The organism is Paenibacillus sp. FSL R5-0766 (genome assembly GCF_037971845.1).
Lineage (GTDB): Bacteria > Bacillota > Bacilli > Paenibacillales > Paenibacillaceae > Paenibacillus.
The window spans coordinates 6,811,885-6,832,024 of sequence record NZ_CP150227.1 but is presented as its reverse complement, the minus strand read 5'-3'; the positions used below and the strand labels follow the sequence as shown (position 1 = coordinate 6,832,024).

At 47.3% G+C, this 20,140-nt stretch carries 14 protein-coding genes; 7 read left to right on the top strand and 7 right to left on the bottom strand.

Annotation, left to right across the window (positions count from 1 at the left end):
- The first annotated feature begins 451 nt into the window (after nucleotides 1-451).
- A complete protein-coding gene (gene ltrA, locus MKY66_RS29510; protein ID WP_076213696.1) occupies nucleotides 452-1,852 on the top strand; it encodes a group II intron reverse transcriptase/maturase in 1,401 nt (466 codons plus the stop codon).
- Nucleotides 1,853-2,094: 242 nt separating this feature from the next.
- Here ltrA and MKY66_RS29505 read toward each other — a convergent pair whose 3' ends face one another.
- Nucleotides 2,095-3,963: an AbfB domain-containing protein gene (locus tag MKY66_RS29505; protein ID WP_076213699.1), complete on the bottom strand. Its 1,869-nt coding sequence runs from the start codon at nucleotides 3,961-3,963 to the stop codon at nucleotides 2,095-2,097.
- 95 nt (nucleotides 3,964-4,058) lie between these two features.
- On the opposite strand from MKY66_RS29505, the gene MKY66_RS29500 reads away from it, so the two are divergent.
- Entirely contained in the window at nucleotides 4,059-4,241 is a 183-nt protein-coding gene (locus MKY66_RS29500; RefSeq protein ID WP_179088557.1) for a hypothetical protein, read from the top strand.
- 85 nt (nucleotides 4,242-4,326) lie between these two features.
- Entirely contained in the window at nucleotides 4,327-5,103 is a 777-nt protein-coding gene (locus tag MKY66_RS29495; protein ID WP_076213702.1) for a glucose 1-dehydrogenase, read from the top strand.
- Nucleotides 5,104-5,587: 484 nt separating this feature from the next.
- Here MKY66_RS29495 and MKY66_RS29490 read toward each other — a convergent pair whose 3' ends face one another.
- The gene (locus tag MKY66_RS29490) at nucleotides 5,588-7,033 is read right to left on the bottom strand and encodes a DEAD/DEAH box helicase (RefSeq protein WP_076213708.1); all 1,446 of its coding nucleotides are present in this window, start codon (nucleotides 7,031-7,033) and stop codon (nucleotides 5,588-5,590) included.
- Nucleotides 7,034-7,264: 231 nt separating this feature from the next.
- Nucleotides 7,265-7,621, bottom strand: coding sequence for a hypothetical protein (locus MKY66_RS29485; protein ID WP_076213710.1), 357 nt, complete (start codon nucleotides 7,619-7,621; stop codon nucleotides 7,265-7,267).
- Nucleotides 7,622-8,054: 433 nt separating this feature from the next.
- Between MKY66_RS29485 and MKY66_RS29480 the strand changes: the two genes are divergently transcribed.
- Nucleotides 8,055-8,993 carry a macrolide 2'-phosphotransferase gene (locus MKY66_RS29480; RefSeq protein WP_076213713.1) on the top strand — a complete coding sequence of 313 codons (939 nt, stop codon included), beginning with the start codon at nucleotides 8,055-8,057 and terminating at the stop codon, nucleotides 8,991-8,993.
- A 172-nt stretch (nucleotides 8,994-9,165) separates the two neighbouring features.
- Here the strand turns inward: MKY66_RS29480 and MKY66_RS29475 are convergent, their stop codons facing one another.
- On the bottom strand, nucleotides 9,166-11,460 hold the full coding sequence (locus MKY66_RS29475) for a 5'-nucleotidase C-terminal domain-containing protein (protein WP_076213716.1): 2,295 nt from the start codon (nucleotides 11,458-11,460) through the stop codon (nucleotides 9,166-9,168).
- A 446-nt stretch (nucleotides 11,461-11,906) separates the two neighbouring features.
- On the opposite strand from MKY66_RS29475, the gene MKY66_RS29470 reads away from it, so the two are divergent.
- Nucleotides 11,907-12,869, top strand: coding sequence for an endo-1,4-beta-xylanase (locus MKY66_RS29470; RefSeq protein ID WP_047840948.1), 963 nt, complete (start codon nucleotides 11,907-11,909; stop codon nucleotides 12,867-12,869).
- A 137-nt stretch (nucleotides 12,870-13,006) separates the two neighbouring features.
- Here MKY66_RS29470 and MKY66_RS29465 read toward each other — a convergent pair whose 3' ends face one another.
- From MKY66_RS29465 to MKY66_RS29455, 3 genes are all read right to left on the bottom strand, one after another.
- Nucleotides 13,007-14,167 carry an MFS transporter gene (locus MKY66_RS29465; RefSeq protein ID WP_076213719.1) on the bottom strand — a complete coding sequence of 387 codons (1,161 nt, stop codon included), beginning with the start codon at nucleotides 14,165-14,167 and terminating at the stop codon, nucleotides 13,007-13,009.
- Nucleotides 14,168-14,477: 310 nt separating this feature from the next.
- Nucleotides 14,478-15,818 carry a glycoside hydrolase family 30 protein gene (locus MKY66_RS29460; protein WP_076213722.1) on the bottom strand — a complete coding sequence of 447 codons (1,341 nt, stop codon included), beginning with the start codon at nucleotides 15,816-15,818 and terminating at the stop codon, nucleotides 14,478-14,480.
- Nucleotides 15,819-16,089: 271 nt separating this feature from the next.
- The gene (locus tag MKY66_RS29455; protein WP_076213725.1) at nucleotides 16,090-17,607 is read right to left on the bottom strand and encodes a leucine-rich repeat domain-containing protein; all 1,518 of its coding nucleotides are present in this window, start codon (nucleotides 17,605-17,607) and stop codon (nucleotides 16,090-16,092) included.
- A gap of 381 nt (nucleotides 17,608-17,988) precedes the next feature.
- Between MKY66_RS29455 and MKY66_RS29450 the strand changes: the two genes are divergently transcribed.
- Together MKY66_RS29450 and MKY66_RS29445 are read left to right on the top strand one after the other, a co-directional pair.
- A complete protein-coding gene (locus tag MKY66_RS29450) occupies nucleotides 17,989-18,879 on the top strand; it encodes a diacylglycerol kinase family protein (RefSeq protein WP_076213728.1) in 891 nt (296 codons plus the stop codon).
- A 147-nt stretch (nucleotides 18,880-19,026) separates the two neighbouring features.
- Nucleotides 19,027-19,944, top strand: coding sequence for an aldo/keto reductase family oxidoreductase (locus tag MKY66_RS29445; protein ID WP_076213731.1), 918 nt, complete (start codon nucleotides 19,027-19,029; stop codon nucleotides 19,942-19,944).
- The last annotated feature ends 196 nt before the right edge of the window (nucleotides 19,945-20,140 follow it).

Genomic DNA, 20,140 nt, shown 5'->3' with positions numbered 1-20,140 from the left:
GTTGGAGTAGGCTTTTCTGCTTGTGCGCCCGGCATGGGCGATAACTTGGCGGTGAAAGTCCGCTACAGGCTTGGCAGTAGGAACTGTTAGCCAAGGGCAAGGGTGTCCGTCGCGAGGCGGAATCTGAAGGAAGCCGGAGGCAAACCCTCGGTCTGACGAACAGAAATCACATACAAGGCATGGTGGAACGGACGAGCTTGCAAGCCAAAGCGAAGTCCAATACTGCCCGAATTCCGGCATGTAAATGTGGCAGATGGATGAGGGGAAGGTTATCGCTCTTACCCGGGGAGGTCTCACTGACGTCAAGTAGGAAAAAAAAAAATCCGAAAAACGGAGTAAAGCTTGTGGTGAGAAGTCAGCAGAGGTCATAGTACCGTAAGGTTTTTTTTTTTTTCGGGAAGGACCGAACAATCGTATGTCTCAAGTACAAACTGAAAGGAGAGTCGATGCAATGAAAGCAGAATACCGGAAGGGCTACCGGCAAAGAGAACGCGTGGAACGCGAAGGGTATGCAGGAGTGCGGAGTATCGATACTCGGGAAAGTAGAGAAAGAGACGGTGCAGAGGACCTGCTGGAGGTCATACTGGACAGAGAAAATCTGAACCGGGCATATCAGCGGGTCAAACGTAACCACGGAGCACCAGGAATCGATGGAATGACGGTCGAAGCGGCGCTTCCGTGGCTACGAGAAAACAGAGACGAACTTTTACAGCGTATTCGGGAGGGTACATATCGACCAAGCCCGGTAAGGCGAAAAGAAATCCCCAAACCAGATGGAAGCGGCGTTCGAAAGCTAGGCATCCCGACGGTAATCGATCGGGTCGTCCAACAAGCGATCGCTCAAACGCTGCAACCTGTGTTCGAGCCACTCTTTTCGGAAGGAAGCTATGGTTACCGTCCGGGGAGAAGTGCGCAGCAAGCGATTCGCAAAGTCAAAACTTGCGCAGAACAAGGATACGGTCATGCAGCCGAAATTGATCTGTCTCAATACTTCGACACCCTAAATCATGAACTTCTGCTGAACATACTGCGAAAACAGATTCAGGACAGGCGCGTCATCGACCTGATCAAGAAATATCTGAAAAGCGGAGTCATGGAGAGCGGCGTGCGGCGCAGAACGGAAGAAGGCTCACCACAAGGTGGTCCCTTGTCGCCTTTACTAGCGAATATCTATCTGAACGAGTTCGATCAGGAGATGGAAAAGCGAGGCGTGAAGGTGATTCGGTACGCGGACGACATCGTGATCTTGGCGAAGAGTAAGCGGGCAGCGAAAAGACTGCTGGAATCTGGCCGAACGGTGCTGGAGCAGAGGCTCAAGCTCCAAATGAACATGCGGAAAAGCAAGGTCGTGAGCGTCCTGTCGCAGAAGCACTTCAAATTTCTAGGATTCGCTCTGGGCAAGAATAAAAACGGTGTATACATACGCGTACACCGAGAGTCTCTGGCCAAAGCGAAGAAGAAGTTGAAGGAACTAACAGGCCGAAGCCAAGGCAGAAATGCAAGGCAAGTCATGGAAAGCGTGAAGGTCTACATTCGAGGATGGGTTGGTTACTTTTACGTAGCGGACATGAAGCGAATCCTGCAAAGCTGGAATGAATGGCTGAGAAGACGAATGCGGATGTACATCTGGAAGCAGTGGAAGAAACCGAGAACGAAGGTAGATAACCTACGAAAGCTAGGGATACCGGAATGGCAGGCGTACCAATGGGGAAATACAAGGCTGGGCTACTGGCGAATTGCTGGAAGCGCGGTGTTGAATCGCTCTGTAACAAACGAAAGGCTCGCACAGGCAGGGAATTATGACTTCCCTGCACAATACGAGCGCTTACGGCAACTGCACTTAAACGGTTGAACCGCCGTATACCGAACGGTACGTACGGTGGTGTGAGAGGTCGACTGTCCAACTAATGGGCAGTCTCCTACTCTATTAATAGTCCCGGTACATGGAGACGATCTGGTGTTAAAAATAGATACGCGTTAAGGTATATCAGATCGAGCAAGGAGTTATGAACGATCTGGAACATGGGTAGCCGATGGTATCACTACGGATGAAATATATAAATTGTAGCTGTATCTCAACTCGAATTTATTTTCTTAAAAATTAGTTCGACCAAATGTGGCATCATTTTTCACAGTCGAGCTGCTGGATGCGTAGATGGCATCGAGCTGTAATACGTAATCATAATGCCGGATGTAATATCCGGGCTGACTGTACGATTGTAGGGATACTTTGGTGCTGTCAGCCCAACCAGGGCTGCTCAGGAACGTAGCATCTCCCTTATAGGCGGAGGTGTCGGCGTAAGCTTCAAGTACAATTTTATTGCTGGCATTACGCTTCAGGAAGTAGCCTGGGAAGTTGATGGACTCCAGGGATATGCCTGTGGAACTTGCCAGCCCCGGTACAACGCGGAACTGGGAATCCAGAGCAGGGGAGACGTTGGCATCAATGCGTGCGATGTAGTTGGCGTGACGGATGTATTGATCCGGAACGTTGTGCGAACTGAACCGGCTATAACCTGTGGCTTCCGGTGTTGCAGGACCCCACATTTTGACCTCGTGCAGAGTCGGGGTATACCAGTTCCCCGGATTATTCCACAAGACGGCGTTCACCATATTGATCCGTACATAACGAGCTGTGAAATGCACAGCATCTGTTGTAAAACCATAGGTCAGATTGTTGGTGCGATCCAAGGTAGAGTAATTGACACCATCGTTGCTAATCTCGATTTTGTATTTGTAATACCCTTCGGAGCCTTTATACATAAACCAGGACGTGTCGATCTCGGTGATCGTCTTTGGTGCGCCGAAGTCCACCTGCCACCAGGCAGGCCAGCTATTGGAGGAAGCCACCCATGAAGTCTGGTAGTTGCCATCATTGACGTTGGATGCAGACGATCCGGAGGCTGTGGAGATGGCGGTAGCTGTTTTGCCTTGTGCATGATTGACGAGAGCAGGCGGTGTTACCGCACCCGTTACTGCATCGATATTCCATGTTGTATACCACTCCAGTGATGCTGTTCCGTTCGAATCATTCAAGGTTAGCGGCAGCCAGATATGTTTGTGCTCTCCGAGGTTCATCGGATTCCAGCGATCCCCCATGTAGATGTAAGATGTGGTGTTGCTGCCTGTAATCGCGGCAATATCGTGAATCTGCGAACCGAAGGCAGATGGATTGCCATATGGCGTAAGCGCAGTCCATGGACCCGTCATGGAAGTTGCTGTAGCATAAGCGCCCTGATTCGGATACCAGCCAGCGGCTTGAGAGGTGAAGAGATAGTAACGGTTTCCTTTTTTCACAACGGCAGGTGCTTCACGGTAGGCGTTCTCGAACAACCAGCCCTCGAAGGACTGTATTCCGGTGTAACTTGCATTCATTTTGAAAATAGCCATCGTATCATTGGCACCGCCATTTTTGCGTGAAGCCGTAACCAGATAACCTGTGCCATCTGTATCAACAAAGACGGTCATGTCACGGGACTCATAATTCAGTGGGCGGAAGCTGCCCTCATAGGTGAATTTGCCATTCGGGGTATTGCTTGTTGCGACCGCTACACGTCCGAGGTTGTAGTCTGTACCGTTCTCATAGTGTGCCCAGAGCACATACTGATTGGTGGAGGCGTTATAGATGACTTTGGGACGTTCAATTTTGCTGGAGGCTAGCTCGGTTGCGGAATCTTTCGTCAGGATGGTATTGCTGAAAGTCCAGTTCTTCAGATCGGTGGAGGTGTAGACGTTCACACTGTCGAATCTGCCGCCCACTGCATGTTCACCGTACAGATAATACGTCGAGCCTACCTGCAGAATGTTGCCGCTGTTCGCATGGATGGGATTGCCTGCAGTGTCGATCCAATCGGTACCGTTCGTTATCGTGACACTTGCTGCGCTTGTTCGTTCAGGATGAAGTCCAAACAGGGTGAACGTGAGTGCAAAGACCAGAATCCAGACCGCTTTCCTGTTACCCATTACATACACCTCCACAGAGAATAGAAATATAATAGCGCTTTCATTTTTATTGTAGTTGATTTACAATATTTGGCAAGTGAACATTTCAATGAGAGATGAAATTAGCAGCAGGTAGAGGACAAGAGCAGCAAGAGCGAGGGCACGAATGCAGAATGAAAATGAAACTGCCTGGTGTCATTAGGAGTTGTCCAGCCAACGAACCTGCTGGAGCTTCGGCCCCACTCGGAGGGTATACGGATATGATCGTTATCGCTGAACGGAGTGTCCGTGCCGAATAGGAGAGCAACATTGTGTATGTCGTCTCGTGATATAACTGTCATGTGCCCGTGACGGGTGCTACTTATTCAGTAGGGGGATGACGTTATGAACGAGATATGCAGAAGACTTGAAGGGCAGATGGCCTTGGTAACAGGAGCAAGCAGAGGCATCGGTCTCAGTATTGCAATGCGTCTGGCACAGGAGGGTGCATATGTGCTTGTACACTTCGGGACACGACAAGACGAAGCGGAGCAGGTTGTGCGGCATATTACAGATCATGGTGGACAGGCGCAATCCATTGGAGCGGATTTGCGCACGCTGGATGGAATTCATGCATTATTTGCACAGGTCGATGATGCTGTTCGGAAGCATGGACGAGATGGCAGGCTGGATATTTTGGTAAATAATGCAGGCATCGGGCAGATTCTTGGTCTGGAGGAGACGACAGAAGCTTCCTTCGACGAAGTGATGAACATAAATGTCAAAGCCCCCCTGTTTGTAAGCCAGCAGGCCGTTCCGCGTCTGCGGGATGGCGGGCGAATCATTAATATTTCTTCTTTTGTTACACGAGTGGCTTCCCCGGGCGTGTTCGCCTATAGCATGACGAAGGGGGCGGTGGATACCTTCACCAAGTTACTGGCGAAAGAGCTGGGAAGTCGCCAGATTACGGTCAACGCGATCCAGCCGGGCATTATTAATACCGAGATGAATGCAGGCACACTCACGAACCCGCAAGGACAGGCATATGCAGCAGGTTTGTCTGTTCTTAATCGATGGGGAGAGCCGGAGGATGTCGCAGATGTAGCTGCATTTCTTGCGTCAGCAGACAGCCGCTGGGTTACCGGACAATGTCTCGATGCCAGTGGGGGATCACATCTATAACATGTGAAGTGTATACAAGGATTGGGGAAGAACGGATTTATGAATCACTTTGTAATCGAGGGGAATGCTAAGATGTTCTTCTGGAGGAAGGGTGTATTCAGCATAGTCAGCTCAATGAATGTGCTTGATTATGGTATGACGGGTGCAGACGCTAAGTTAGGTGCGCTAGGTGCGAATGCCCTGTTCCAACGTTGTTCGTGGCTGTTGATCCGCCAGAGCTTGCAGTGTGATGGGCTCCATGTAACGCTGCTCCATATAATGTATCACTTGAACTGACAGGATCAGGGATAATGATTCTCAACGTAAAGAGCAAACAAGGGATAACGACCTGCTATTGGCCTGTTATCCCTTGTTTTGTAACCGGATGAGGTAGATCTGTTGCCTGATATGATTTTTCTATCTTTTTGTTGCGTTTGCGTAGTTCTCTTTGAATGGTAGCTGCACGGTCCAACTACCATTGAATCGAATTTTCGATGTGATCCTGCTATTTATGGCCTTTGCGAACCTTGAGCTGCATCTTTTTGATCGTTGTGTTTTGCATAAGCTCCAGTACGAGTGGGCCTTTGCCGTTCAGGATCTCCACATCCGTTACATTGTCCTGAATGGTAATGATCCCGATGTCGTCTGCGGTTACCCCTTCGAGCTTGGCAATGGTACCTACAAAGTCAACAGCACGAAGTTTCTTCTTCTTGCCTCCGTTGAAGTTCAGCTTCATGATCTGTTGGTTCAGCTGTTCACGCTTGTCCTTTTTACGTTCAGGAACGATCTTCAATCGTTTCTCAAAATCTTCTCTACGGCGATCTACAGCTTCCTCGGAAGGAGCCTTCACGACAGGGATTTCGAATCCAATATAGGATTCAATCTCCGCCAGACGTCTGCCATCTTTCGGTGTAATCAACGTAATGGCTTTACCCGTTTTGCCTGCGCGCCCCGTACGGCCTGTACGGTGAACATATCCCTCTTTTTCCAAAGGAATATCGTAGTTGATGACATGAGTAATATTCGTGATATCGATACCACGTGCGGCTACATCTGTCGCGATCAGATAGCGGAATTGTCCCCGTCGGAATGCGTTCATCACTTCGATCCGCTCATCCTGCTCCATACCACCATGGATACGATCTGCCGGGTAGTCAAGGTCAGCCATGACCCGGAACAGTTTATCCACATTCTCCTGCGTACGGCAGAACACGATGCAGCTATCCGGATTTTCCACAATGAACAAGTCCTGAAGTAGCGCGGTTTTGTTCACTTCGGGTACGTTAATCACGGCATGTTCGATGGTGGCTGTTGTCAGTCCACTTGCCTTGATCTCGATCTCCACCGGGTTGTTCATGTATTTGCGTGACAGCTTGGCTACATCTTCAGGGAACGTAGCGGAGAACAACATCGTTACTCGCTCCTGCGGCAGTTTCTGAATGATGGACTGTACCGTCTCAATAAAGCCCATATTCAACATCTCATCCGCCTCGTCAATAACGAGATACGCGATCCGTTCGAGTGGCAGCGTGCCACGTTCGATATGATCCAGTACCCGGCCTGGTGTACCAACAGCCACGTGGGTTCTTTGTTTTAACTCCGCTTTTTGGATATGAAAAGGGGACTGTCCGTATAGTGCGGTTGCTTTAATACGCTTAAAGCGGCCGATATTCGTAATATCTTCGTTAACCTGCAAAGCCAGTTCCCGGGTTGGGGTAAGAATCAAAGCCTGTGGCTTATTCTCATTCCAATCCACCAACTCGCAGAGCGGAATGCCGTAGGCAGCGGTTTTACCACTACCGGTCTGTGATTTGACCACAAGATCCTGATTCTCCAGTGCTACCGGAATAACTTTAGTCTGTACCTCGGTTGGTGTCTCATAGCCCAGACTATCCAGTGCCTTTACGATCTCTTCACCAAGTCCATAATCTTTAAATTGTTGCTCGCTCATCGTTTACCTCTTTTGCGTTAGTTTTGAATACTCTACATACAAGCATTGCACCGTACATTTATCGTATACCTCTTCATTATACTCTATATGCAGGCAGGCTAACGGAGTAAATGCTTCAAGTGTGTAAATTGTTTTCATCATTTCCGATTTTAGTAGCAACCACCCGTTATGTTCGTATGTGTATCATAACGTTCCACGTGAAACGAAATGTATCGGCGTATATGCTTGGTGTTAATGAATGACCATCTTCACAGCCTTGGTTTGGGGAGGGTAAGATTGAGCAATAACTCCATTGATCCACACTTCTGCACTTCGACCAACGAGTGTCTCATCCAAAGAGACGGTGACAATCTCTTCTTCGATGATGAGTTCGGCGTCCTTGCTGAGTGAGACCCAAATCGGTCCAGAATCAACACCGCCATCTTCTTTATTCTCGATGAGTACCTGACCTCTTTCTTCCTCAAAATCCGTAATAATTCCTCGCACATGTGGCTTCTCTTTCCCTTGTTCCTCGGACTTCTCTGCGCATCCGAGCGTTAGCAGAAGCAAGATGACTGGTAATAAGGATAATCTTCGTACAATGGACATTGGGTTACTCACCTCTCATCCTTTTTAATACATCTATACCTATGGACGTTACCTGAGGCGACGAAGTTCCTGTATATCAATAAAAAAACGAAAATCAGTCGATTCAGTCTGGTGCTAGAAATTGGAATATGTTAGCATATAGTTAACTTACTGAACGGAGGGATACGTGTGCAAAATTTTTCCCGATTGAGATAGTGTGGCGAAAAACGTCTGTTTACGCTTGCTGTTTTCTGCCTGTGTGCAGTTCATCGGGATCGGTTTGCCATTTTACACGTATGCCGCTAGTCGTCATGAAAGGATCACTTTTTGAAGTGGTTCTTTGATGTACTACTATTTTTTTGTGAGCATTAAGGTATGCCAACATCCGAAATGACCTGCACAGGCGAACATGTCTGTGTTTTTTATTTTATCCAGGAAAAGGGGAGTACCTGATATGACAAAACCAAACTTGAATGAAAATTTGGCAATTCAAAAGGAACTATTATCTTTAGCAAAACAGAACGGGCTTCTTATCGTTGAGGAATCCTTGGAAATCAACGAGTCGGGTATGGATTTTCGAGTAGCATTCGCCACGGATGAAGAAGGCCGCAGATGGGTTCTTCGCCAGCCGCGACGCGAAGACGTGTGGGAGCGAGCCGAGAATGAGCGCAAGGTGCTGGATGTGGTCCGAGGAAATATACCCGCACAAGTACCGGATTGGAGGATCTTCACGCCAGAGTTGATAGCTTATCCTTTACTTGATGGTGATCCGATCGCAGTTGTGGACCCCGCAGGGGGAGGGTATGTATGGCGATTTCCTCAGGAGAGCTTATCGGATACATTCCTGGATTCACTGGCTACGACTCTCGCCACGCTGCATAACATCGATCCCGACAAGGCGAAGAAAGGTGGAGTGCGGATCAAGACACCTATGGAAGCTCGCAAAGAATTTGCAGCCAATATAGAGGAGGTTAAGCAGAATTTTACGGTGCCAACCGAGTTAGTTGAACGCTGGACGGTATGGCTTTCTGTAGGTAGTTATTGGCCTCAGCACTCGGCGTTCATCCATGGTGATCTGCATCCGCCGCATATTATTGTCGATGATGCCCAGCGAGTAACTGGACTTATTGATTGGACGGAAGCGGAGATTGCAGATCCGGGTAAGGACTTTGTCATCTACTACGCACTCTTTCAGGAGGATGGGCTGCGTGAGCTTTTGAGTCGTTATGAGAAGGCAGGGGGAAGAACATGGCCCCAGATGCTGGAGCATATTCGGGAGCAGTGGGCAGCCTATCCTGCGATTGTTGCCAAGTTTGCACTGATTACAGGAAAGGAGTCCGACATGGAGATGGCGAGAGGCATGCTTGCGAACTGGGATGTGAAGAGAGGTTGAGTATCGAAGGTATATATAATTCGTTCACCCGTTATGGCATGTAATCTCGCAAAGCAGTTGCAGCAATACTCATAACGGTTCGTTAACATAACAAAGGGCGATCCCTACCATGAGTTCCATGGGAGAATCGCCCTTTTTCTTTTTCGTTAAGCGTAGTGCGTAACGATTTTACTTATTTCAAAATACTCACGTATTTTCCGTATACAAATGCTACACGTCCATCCAGCTTCACTTTTACCCAGCCATACTTGTCTGTACTGATCACCTCAAGCAGGGTGCCTTTCGGTACGGCAGCAACGACCTTCGCTTTGGATGAAGCGCCAGCGCGTACGTTCAGGTAAGCCGCAGTAACCTTGGCTTGTTTACCTTTGTTGACGGTATCCGGTTTACCAGTGCTTGGTGTTGATGGTTTACTAGGTTTCGATGTGCCTGGAGTCGGTGTTGGTTTTGGTTTCGTTGGCGTTGTTGGCTTCTCAGGTGTAGGAGTAGTTGCTCCCTCGCCATTGCCTGCCGCTTTGCGAGCTTTGTTCAGCTGTTGATAGAATGCTCCCTTGGTTTTCACGCCTGCGAATTGTGCTGTACTCACACCTGCTTTGGCAGATAGTGTATCAATCTCTTCTTGAGTCACCGCATCCAAAATGTTAATGGAGGCAATGTTGGTGTACTTGCCATCTTCCGTTGTTGGCACAGACATGATGCCATCGTTAATTAACTCCACCACATCTGCACGTTCCGGTGCAGTCAGGTCTACGCCAGTGATTTTCCAGTTGCGTTGAATCTTCGGTTCGTAGACACCTTTCATGACATCTTTCAGATAGGCGATGGACAGGTTGCGAATCGTGCCTTGAATCTCACCAAATGCCGAGGCGTCCTTGGAGGACCAGAGTTGCTTGAACTTGCGCCCTTCCATGGCGCCGCCTTTCGCAATCAGGGCTTCCATTCGATAGGCGTTCATGCCAAGTTTCAACGTATCGTCTTCTTTGACCACTGACCCATCGCTGTACTTCAGATTTGTAATCCGACTACCGTATGGTTTAGTCAGGTCAATCTCATACGTTACGCCGCCGAAGAAATCATCGGTGCTGTATTTGGAAGCACGACGTTTCGGATCAAAGCTGATGGTCACATCACCCGGGCGAGTGGAGTTGAAGTATCCCGCAGACCACTCCATATAATCCATCAGATCGCGTCCGGTTACTTCATATACGGTCACTTCACCAAAGGTGTATTGGTAGTTGAAAGCAATATCCTTTTTCTTGATCGGGCCTACATCCAGCTTGGCCTTGTCGTTATCAATCTGGTGCGCGACCACATCGGCATCACTGTAATGCAACATCACTTCGGTGAAAAAATCAGACAAAGGTGTTTCCTGTATCTGCACCGCAGGGATACCCTTAATCTCATCAGCAGGGACCAGGTTTGTTCCTTTCAGTTCAGCCACTTCAATGTTGGCATCGGCACGAGCGAACTCGTGGAACGGGTGCAAAGTCTCTTCCAGCGCAGGATCGGAGACTTCATACGTTCCGTCTGCTGCTTTTACAGCGAGAGCTTGAGCTTCCTTGCTTTTCAGCATAACTTTGTCGCCGTCTTTTTCAAATGTAAGGTCAATTCGAGAGATATGTGAGCCATATTTATTCGGTTCGGAGATCAATACACCGTTAACCGTTTGGGATTCAATCAAGGTATGCATGTGACCGGCAAAAATGGCAGCCAGCTCCGGGTTGGCGTTGGCGATATCCGTCACTCCGGTGCCCGGATTTCCGTTCTCGTTATCCAATCCCATATGCATGAGTCCAACCATGACATCGACTTTGCCTTTCAGCTCAGCAATGGCCTTTTTGGTCTCTTCCACAGGATCTTTGACGATGATGCCGTCCAGGTGATCCGTCCCTTTTTCAAACTCGGTAATCATAGGTGTGTTCATTCCGATAACACCCACTTTAATTCCGTCTTTCTCGATAATCGTATAGGCAGGCATGTAGCGGTCGCCGTTTTCTTTGAAAATATTACCCACGAGAGGCTGTCCATTGAATTGGGAAGAGATCTTCTCCAGTACGTCCAGCCCAAAGTTAAATTCATGGTTACCCATAACCCATGCGTCATATTTCATTTCGTTCATTGCAACCATCATGGGAGATTGAGGTTGATCATTGAACAACTCAGCCGAGTTATCCTGAATCATGTCGCCTGCGTCCAGCAGAATCGTATTGGGATTCTCTGCACGGACTTTTTTCACAATGGTGTATAGCTGTGTCATGCTTCCGGTTGGGTTTGGACCGTCCAGAGCATAGTCCCACGGCATGAATCGACCATGAATATCCGATGTACCGAGCAACGTGATCTTGGTTTCCTTGTCTGCCTCAGCAGCCTGAACCGGAGTGGAAGCAAAAGGGGCGAACAAAATGGAGGCACATAAGAGGAAAGATAAAGGCCATCCGGCGAAACGCTTCGTTGAAATTTTGCGCATGTTGTAATCTCCCTTGTTATCTAGTGTGTGTAAAGATATGTATCATTTCATACTAGATAAACATGCGGTGAATGTAAACTCCAATGTAAGAGGTTGTTCAAAAAGTCCGCTTTTGATTACGAATCATGCCTAGCGGCATCATCAGCATCGAAGTTGAAATTCAGCCGAAATGTCCGTTGCTCACGTAGTTTTCCCTACGCTCCGCTACTCCATTTCTAACTTCATTCCATCTTCTCGGTACTGAAAACCAAACTTTTTGAACTCCAATGTAAGAGTTATGTTGGATCTAAGAGAGGGAATCTATAAATAGCTTCAGAAAAAGCACTTAATTCTATTTTCTTCACAATAAAATACTATAATTTGACAGGTGTTAAAAACCAAAATTATCCAGTAAAATGGTTTTTGTAAGCGCTTAACAAAAAAATGAATACTAAGGAGGAAAATCATTGATTAAGTCTAAGTGGTTTAAAACAGTCGGCTCACTGGCATTGGTAGGGATTCTCGCTGCTTCTGTTGCGGTTGGTAGTGTGAGCGCTGGTCTGGCGAAAGGTAGCAAATTTCTGGGCAATATTATTGCCAACCAGGTTCCTTCGAATTTTAGTCCATATTGGAATCAGGTAACTCCGGAGAACTCAACCAAGTGGGATGCTATTGAAGGCACACGCAACGTAATGAATTGGGGCCAGGCGGACATGGCCTACAACTATGCTAACAACAACGGATTTCCGTTCAAGTTCCATACGCTCGTATGGGGAAATCAACAGCCAAATTGGATTAACAGTCTCTCAGCCGCAGATCAGAAGGCTGAAGTGACACAATGGATTAAAGCCGCAGGACAACGGTATTCGAAGTCTGCCTTCGTTGATGTGGTGAATGAACCTCTGCATGCGAAACCATCCTATCGCAATGCCATTGGTGGAGATGGGGCAACGGGTTGGGATTGGGTTATCTGGTCATTCCAACAGGCGAGACAAGCCTTCCCTAACTCCAAATTGTTAATTAATGAATATGGTATTATCGGTGATCCTGCTAAAGCGGACCAATATATCCAGATTATCAACCTTTTGAAAAACAGAGGTCTAGTTGATGGTATTGGAATCCAGGCGCATTATTTCAATATGGACAACGTTTCTGTGAACACAATGAACACGGTACTGAATAAGCTTGCGGCTACAGGGCTACCAATCTATGTATCCGAGCTGGATATGACAGGTGACGATAATACACAATTGCAACGTTATCAGCAGAAATTCCCTGTGCTGTGGAAACACTCTGCTGTTAAAGGTGTGACGTTGTGGGGTTACAACCAGAATCAAACCTGGCAGGCTGGCTCTCACTTGGTCAATAGCAACGGTACAGAACGTCCGGCTATGCAATGGCTGAGAAATTACCTGGCGAACAATCCTTAAGCGTGCGTTTTGACGAGTCGGAGCATCCTTTATAAATCCGGTAATCATATAACACCAAATAGCGCCTGTTCTACATGTTAAGCATGGGAATATGGCGCTATTTGTGTTAGTGCTTTCTCTCAACAGTGTTCGGCAATTTATGGTGCAGGGAAACATTTAATTTTAATCCAAATCAAGACAAAAGCGATCAGCGCAAATATCATTCCGCTCCAGATCAGTTGATGTATTCCCAGGTTTGCGATGAACCATCCGCCGATGGCAGTACCCAAGGTAATACCAAGGTTGGAAAAGGATACATACAAGCTGTTGCCGAATTCAGGCGCGTCCTGCGCTTCAGCGGTTAACCAGGTTTGGCTTACAATCAATCCTCCTGAATGCACGGATGCCCAGAGGATGACTACAATAATCATCCACATGAAGTGTGGACCAGCCCAATAGACGAGTGCGTAAGCGGCTACATACAGCAGCGGGAACATGAGAACGGTTCGGACCACGCTCTTACGCAGAAACTGTCCAAACCCCAAATTTCCGATGATCATGACGACACCAAAGACGGTAAGCATGACGCTGATCCATGATCCGCTCATTTGAGTGACCTGTCCAAGATACTCGGCGAAATAGCTGTACACGGAGAACATGGCGGCGAATATAAAAATGACTGCGGCAACATTCAGCCATAATCCAGGTTTGCGCAGAATACCGAGCTGCTTACCATAGGACATCTTTTCCTTCACGGGCATCGAGGGTAACCAGATCCAAATTCCGATCAAAGCGACCACACTGACCATCGCTCCAAACAGAAAGGCGATTTCCAGGGATAGCCGTTCAGCAAGATACGATGTCAGTGGCACGCCAAAAGCAAAGCCCGCGGTAACTCCGGTGAATACTTTGGCGACGGCTTGGCTGCTTTTCTCTGCCGGAACAAGTTGGGCACTGGTGACCAGGGCTACGGAAAAGAAGACGGGATGGAATAACGCGGGAATGATACGGAAGATCAGCATGGTATCAAATGTTGTGGCGTAGGCATAAACGACGTTTGAAATGGCAAACATCAGCACAGCGGTTAAAAGGATGATTTTGCGATTTATCCCGGAAGCCAGCAAGGTGAGAAAAGGGCCTGCAATGGCTACGACCAGCGCAAATATACTGACCAGCCAACCTGCCTGTGCAGCCGTAATGTTGAATTTATTCGCAACCTGAGGCAGTACCCCCACAATTCCCATTTCTGTTGTAATAATTCCGAATACACCGAGCGCCAGCATCAGGATTAGGAACGGGTTGACCTGTTGTGATTTCATGTAAAGCGTACCTCCAATTGATTTAAATATACAGAAAAGTAGATATAATATCCTAAAATGGGACTGCCTTTCCTCCAATAATGTGATGGACATGAGAGTAAGTTCTCTGGATTACATTATATCTAGATTTATAGATTTGTAAATATAAAAGGTGAAACGTCATATCTTTAAGTTGTCTTCGGCTTGTGTTTTACAGGAGTAATCATGGTGACAATAGTCATTGAATGGCCCATGAAAAATAGCGCCAGCCCGGGGGATTCCTGAGCCTGACGCTATTGATGTCCGCACTTTTAACGATGTGTTGAATTAGTTATTGCGGTTGGATAATCATGCTGTTGAATGAATCGGCTTCCAGCTCCATGTGTAGGGTCTGTCCTTCTTCAAGGGTTAGATACAGGTCACGACGGTTCTGGAATGGATTGTTGATGACAATGACGAGACTGTTATCCGGGTTGCGGAAAGCGACGGATTTACCGCTCCATGCGCCAGACAGGCCGACTCTTCGAGCACCAGGAACAATATGATGTGCGAAGTGTTTCATCACATAATACTCCGGGTTACGAGTAACCTCCTTATTGTCCGGATCTACGGTGATCATGGAATTCTGTTCCCAGCCCCATGTGCTGCGGCCTTTGGGTTCCAGAACCATGTTCCAGTAGATGTACGCGTTCACTCCGTTGCTGAAGTAATGCTGGTAGAGATTATATACATATTTGGCGTAGTTCCATGAGTTGTTGCCATCGCCGCATTCGTTCTCGGTCTGCATATAACGCAGCTCTGGATAACTGGCCGAGGTACGTTGAATGGCATTTTTGCCAGCCCATTGATACCCAACACCTTTGATATAGGAATAGGCCTTCGGGTCACTCAGGACAAGCCCGGCGTACTCATCGAAGTCATTTGTTTTTTTCTTGATCAATTCCTCCCATGGATCAGGGGCGTTGATCGTTCCCAGCCAGATTTCCGTATCCAGACCGTGTTTGTCAAAAGCCGGGCCCAGATAATCAGAGATAAACTCACGAAGCTGCTCGCCTGTCCACATGCAAGAAGGAAATTTCTGATCTGCAATCACTTCGTTCTGCACATGCACCTGATGGATCGTAATGCCTGCTTCACGGTAGGCCTGTACAAATTTTACAAAATACAGGGCGTAGGCCTCCAGAATATCTTTCTCCCAGCGCAGTGTCCCATAGTTATAGGCTTTGGGCGACTTCATCCACGTTGGTGGACTCCATGGCGAGGCGAAGAATTGCAGGTTCGGGTTATAAGTCAGAGCTTCCTTGATGTAAGGAATCAGGTATTTGAAATCACGATTGATCGAAAAATGTTCCATGGACACGTCACCGTCCACCTCGTTGTGGCTGTACCACTGCTCTGCATAATCACTTGCGCCGATGGGCAGACGACAGATATTAAACTTGTGCTCACCCTCTGGATGGAAGAGGGAGTGAAATACCTCATGGCGCTGCTCCTCATTCAAATGGGACAGAGCCATATAACCAAGCTCGTTGAAACATCCGCCAAACCCTTCCACAAGTTGGTGCTGTTCACCCGTCAGTTTTAAGTTAGCGCTTTCATTAGTCGGCACAAAAGATAGCTCTCTCCACGAGTTGTCTTGGGTTGTGGAATAACCAGTGAGCGTAAATGTCATGTGAATTTCCTCCTCGCTTGAACCTCAGTTGTCATATATATTACGATTAGTATAACAACTCCCACGGCAAAAGAAGATATGCTAAACCGTGTGAAATTTACCCTAATCAAAGATGGAGTATCACGAGTTCGTATTCGCATAGACAGATCGTATGCTGTATTTGTTTGTGATCGGCGATGTCCATATACCATTATCCAATGTCATAATACAACTGTCATGGCACAACAAAATCCCCGCTATCGTTCAGACGGGGACTTTCGCTGTGTTTTTCTTAAGGCTGTACACTCTCACCAAGCTGTTTATTTTCAAAAATCAGAATCGTTTTGCTACTTCCGATATATGCAACCGTCGTATTGAATTGCTCCGAAATGAAGCGTACCGGTACAAAAGCTTTACCATTTTTCATCAGAAGAGGAGCATCATTGATCACAAGTATGTCATTCACGACAACTTGTTTGTTACCCACGCTCCAACGGATGGTCTTATCATGCTGTGTGATCACAGCTTCCCGCGTACCGCTATTCCAGTTCACACGGGCATTTAACTGCTCGGAGACAAAACGCAGAGGCACATAGGTCCGGCCTTCATCGATAAAAGGTGCAGCATCCAGTGCATAAGCACGATCCCCAACATAGGCGGTGGTAGACCCTTCAATCAGACGCTGGAAGCTGCCCTGCGGCGTTCGTTTCTGCTCCCGCACATTCATCCGGTTCAGAAGCTGCATCGTATGACTGCCACTCACAACATCCAGATAATTGTTCTGCACCGTGAGTCCGGCAGGCTCAACCTCTGAGACAGACGTCTGAATACCCGAGGATAACGAGGTAGACGCCGAGATATCCTGTATAACATTTGTCGCGGACTGATCACGGGTAAACGTAAAACCTGCAATCGGTGTCAGATCCCACACCCGGTTGTTGGATAATTTTAATACGTCCAGGCTGGAAAGCTGCCGTAAAGGTTCCAGATCATAGATCTGATTGGATTCTGCATTCAGCTCCGTCAGCCCAGTCAGTTCCTCAAGCCCCTTGAGATGCTGTACTTGGTTACCAGAGATATCAAGTGTCCGAAGGCGTGTCATATGCTCCAGTGGTGTCAGATCCGTGATTTGATTACCTGCCACATTCAGATTCCGCAGTGTATTTGGCAATTCAGCCAGTACGTCCAGCGTCTGAACCTGGTTGTTTGCTATGTTGAGTTGTTGGAGCCGGGTTTTACCCATGAGCGGTGTCAGATCGCTAATGGTATTGTTCGAAATCTCAAGCCACTTCAGTGCATCCGCATCCGAGAGGCCGGCAAGACTGGCAATCTGGTTACCGCTGGCGTGGAACGTATGTAATCGGTTGAACCCACGTACAACCTCTATGGAAGAAATGGAATTATTGCTGATATACAGCCGTCCCAAGTCTTTCAATTCAGTAAGTGCGTCTATGGATGTAATGTAATTATTGCGAACATCGATCTCGCGAAGCTTGGTTAGGTGCTTCAGCGGTGTGAGATCCTCAATCTCATTCCCATATAATCGGAGGTGAGTCAGATTGGTTGCATATTCGAGACCGGACAGGCTGTGAATACCTGCATTGCTCAGATCCACCACTTCAAGCTGCTCCAGATCCGTTGAAGTTAAGGGCACATCCAGAGGTTTGTTGAGGATTAACTTCAGTCCGTCCTCCAAAGCAGGATCTTCAATGATTCCCTCGCCCAAGTCTGTAGTGGTGTAAGCCATGGCTTGCCCCGATGCCCCGAGACTCAGGATGAATACTAGAAATAGTAGCGTCATTCTTCTCATTGCATGCAGTCCCTCCGATTTTTAGAATTATAAAATAATCCGAACAGATTGAGTTAGTTAAGTATAGTAGTTACACGATAACAGCGACCGGAAGGTTGTTCTGCCCACGGGAGTGTTCAGTGTGAATTGAAAAGTTTAACATATACAGGTTCGGCTCAAAGCACATCTATAGTTATTAACCCGTCAACGGGAAAAAGGAACAAGGAATTTCGTAATGGGTATTTCTCTACTTCTATTCTATATGAAACAAACCCTGCTCTGCACTCTTCAGAGACATGTTTATCAAAAAAAATAGAACATCTCCCGCAGAACCTATTCAACCCACCCTTGAAACGGGTAAAGATGAAGTAAAGATGCCATTTTGGAGGGGAAGATGTGAGTATGCGCCAAGCCATGATCATTAGTAATCCATCGTCAGGTAAGGAAGAGGCCGAGCAGTATGTGTCTCAAGTCAGAGAAATTCTGGAGTCACAGCAGTATGAGGTGGTTGTTAATGAGACGGCCGGGGAAGGTGATGCCACCAACTACTGTCTGAGCGCCTGCAAAGACGGCTGTGATCTGGTCATCTCCATCGGAGGCGACGGTACACTGCATGAGACGATTAACGGCATGATGGATCAGGATCATCGTCCTCGATTAGGCGTTATACCGCTAGGTACGGTGAATGATTTTGCGCGTGCGCTGAATATCTCGCTTGACCCGGAAGAAGCCATTAGGCAGTTACGTTCGAATCAGACCCATATCGTGGATCTGGGGAAAATCAATGATCGCCTGTTTGCCAACGTTGTGGCTGCAGGTTCTTTGGCAGAAGCTTTGTTCTCCGTATCCTCGGAAGAGAAGTCGAAGTTGGGATCATTCGCATATCTCAAAGAAGGTTTGAAAGACCTGGTGAATACACCAGCCAATCATCTAACCATCGAATATGACGGACAGATCTGGGAGGGGGAATCACCACTTTTTCTGGCGGCGCTGACCAACTCGGTCGGAGGGTTCGAGAAGTTGTCTCCGGATGCAGAGGTGGACGATGGTCTGATACATTGTTTTGTTGTTCGTAATATCAGTGTGTTCAACAGTCTGACCCTGGGCACTTCCCTGTTATTTGGTAGTCTGAAAGACCATAAGGACGTGGACTATTTTACAGCCAAAGAAGTTCATGTTCGCTCAGACGAAGCCATTCGCACCAATGTAGATGGGGAAGAAGGTCCTGCCCTGCCGATTCATATCCGTGTCCTGCCAAGGCATATTGAGGTTATCATACCGGAAGAAGTATAACTTATTCTTTTGGATCTATAGGCTGGAATGAAGAACCTATCATTTCTCCATATGAATGTAGGATAAAGCTATTGAAACCGATTGCAGATATATGTCACAATCAAAGGTAAGATACACGATAACATTCGAATATGGAGGGAAAACATCTTGAGAACGATTAAATTGGGCAGCAGTGCACTAGAAGTACCTGTAGTCGCGGTGGGCTGCATGCGGATTAATTCACTAGACGGTAAGGAAGCCGAACATTTTGTTCGTTCTGCAATGGAGGTTGGTGCGAATTTCTTTGACCATGCCGACATTTATGGTACAGGAACATGTGAGGAGATCTTCGCCGAAGCGGTACAGATGAATCCCCAAGTTCGTGAAAATATGATTCTTCAATCCAAATGCGGTATCCGTAAAGGTATGTTTGATTTCTCCAAAGAGCACATCCTGAATTCAGTCGATGGCATCCTGCAACGTCTGAAAACGGAATATCTTGACGTTCTGCTGCTGCACCGTCCAGATGCATTGGTTGAGCCAGAGGAAGTGGCGGAAGCCTTTGATCAACTGGAGCGCGAAGGTAAAGTGCGTCACTTCGGGGTATCCAACCAGAATCCGAACCAGATCGAATTGTTGAAAAAATATGTGAAACAGCCACTGGTAGCCAATCAGTTGCAGATGAGTATTACCAATACCACGATGATTGACAGTGGCATCAACGTGAACATGGAGAACGACGCTGCGGTTAACCGTGACGGCAGTATCCTGGATTATTGTCGTCTGCATGATATCACCATTCAACCTTGGTCTCCGTTCCAGTACGGATTCTTCGAAGGTGTATTCCTGGGTAGCGACAAGTTCCCGGAATTGAATGCAAAGATCGACGAGATTGCTGCGAAGTATGACGTGAGCAATACAACGATTGCAATCGCATGGTTGCTTCGTCATCCTGCACAGATGCAACCCGTGACAGGCACGATGAATATTGAACGTCTGCAAGACTGTGTAAAAGCAGGAGATGTTCATCTCACTCGTCCAGAGTGGTATGAAATTTACCGTGCGGCAGGTAATATACTGCCTTAAATCCAAGTTATAGTGAGTATACTGACTGTTGAGTCAGTTGAGGACACGAGCCCGTGGATGGCTCGTGTTTTTTGTCTATTTTCAGGTTTGATGTCAGGCGCCTTTCCGATATAAAATAAGGATAGGATTGTCCGTTTTAAAAAAAGGATTAAAATGGTTTTAATACAAATTAGTTGAAATTATTATATTGACCGAT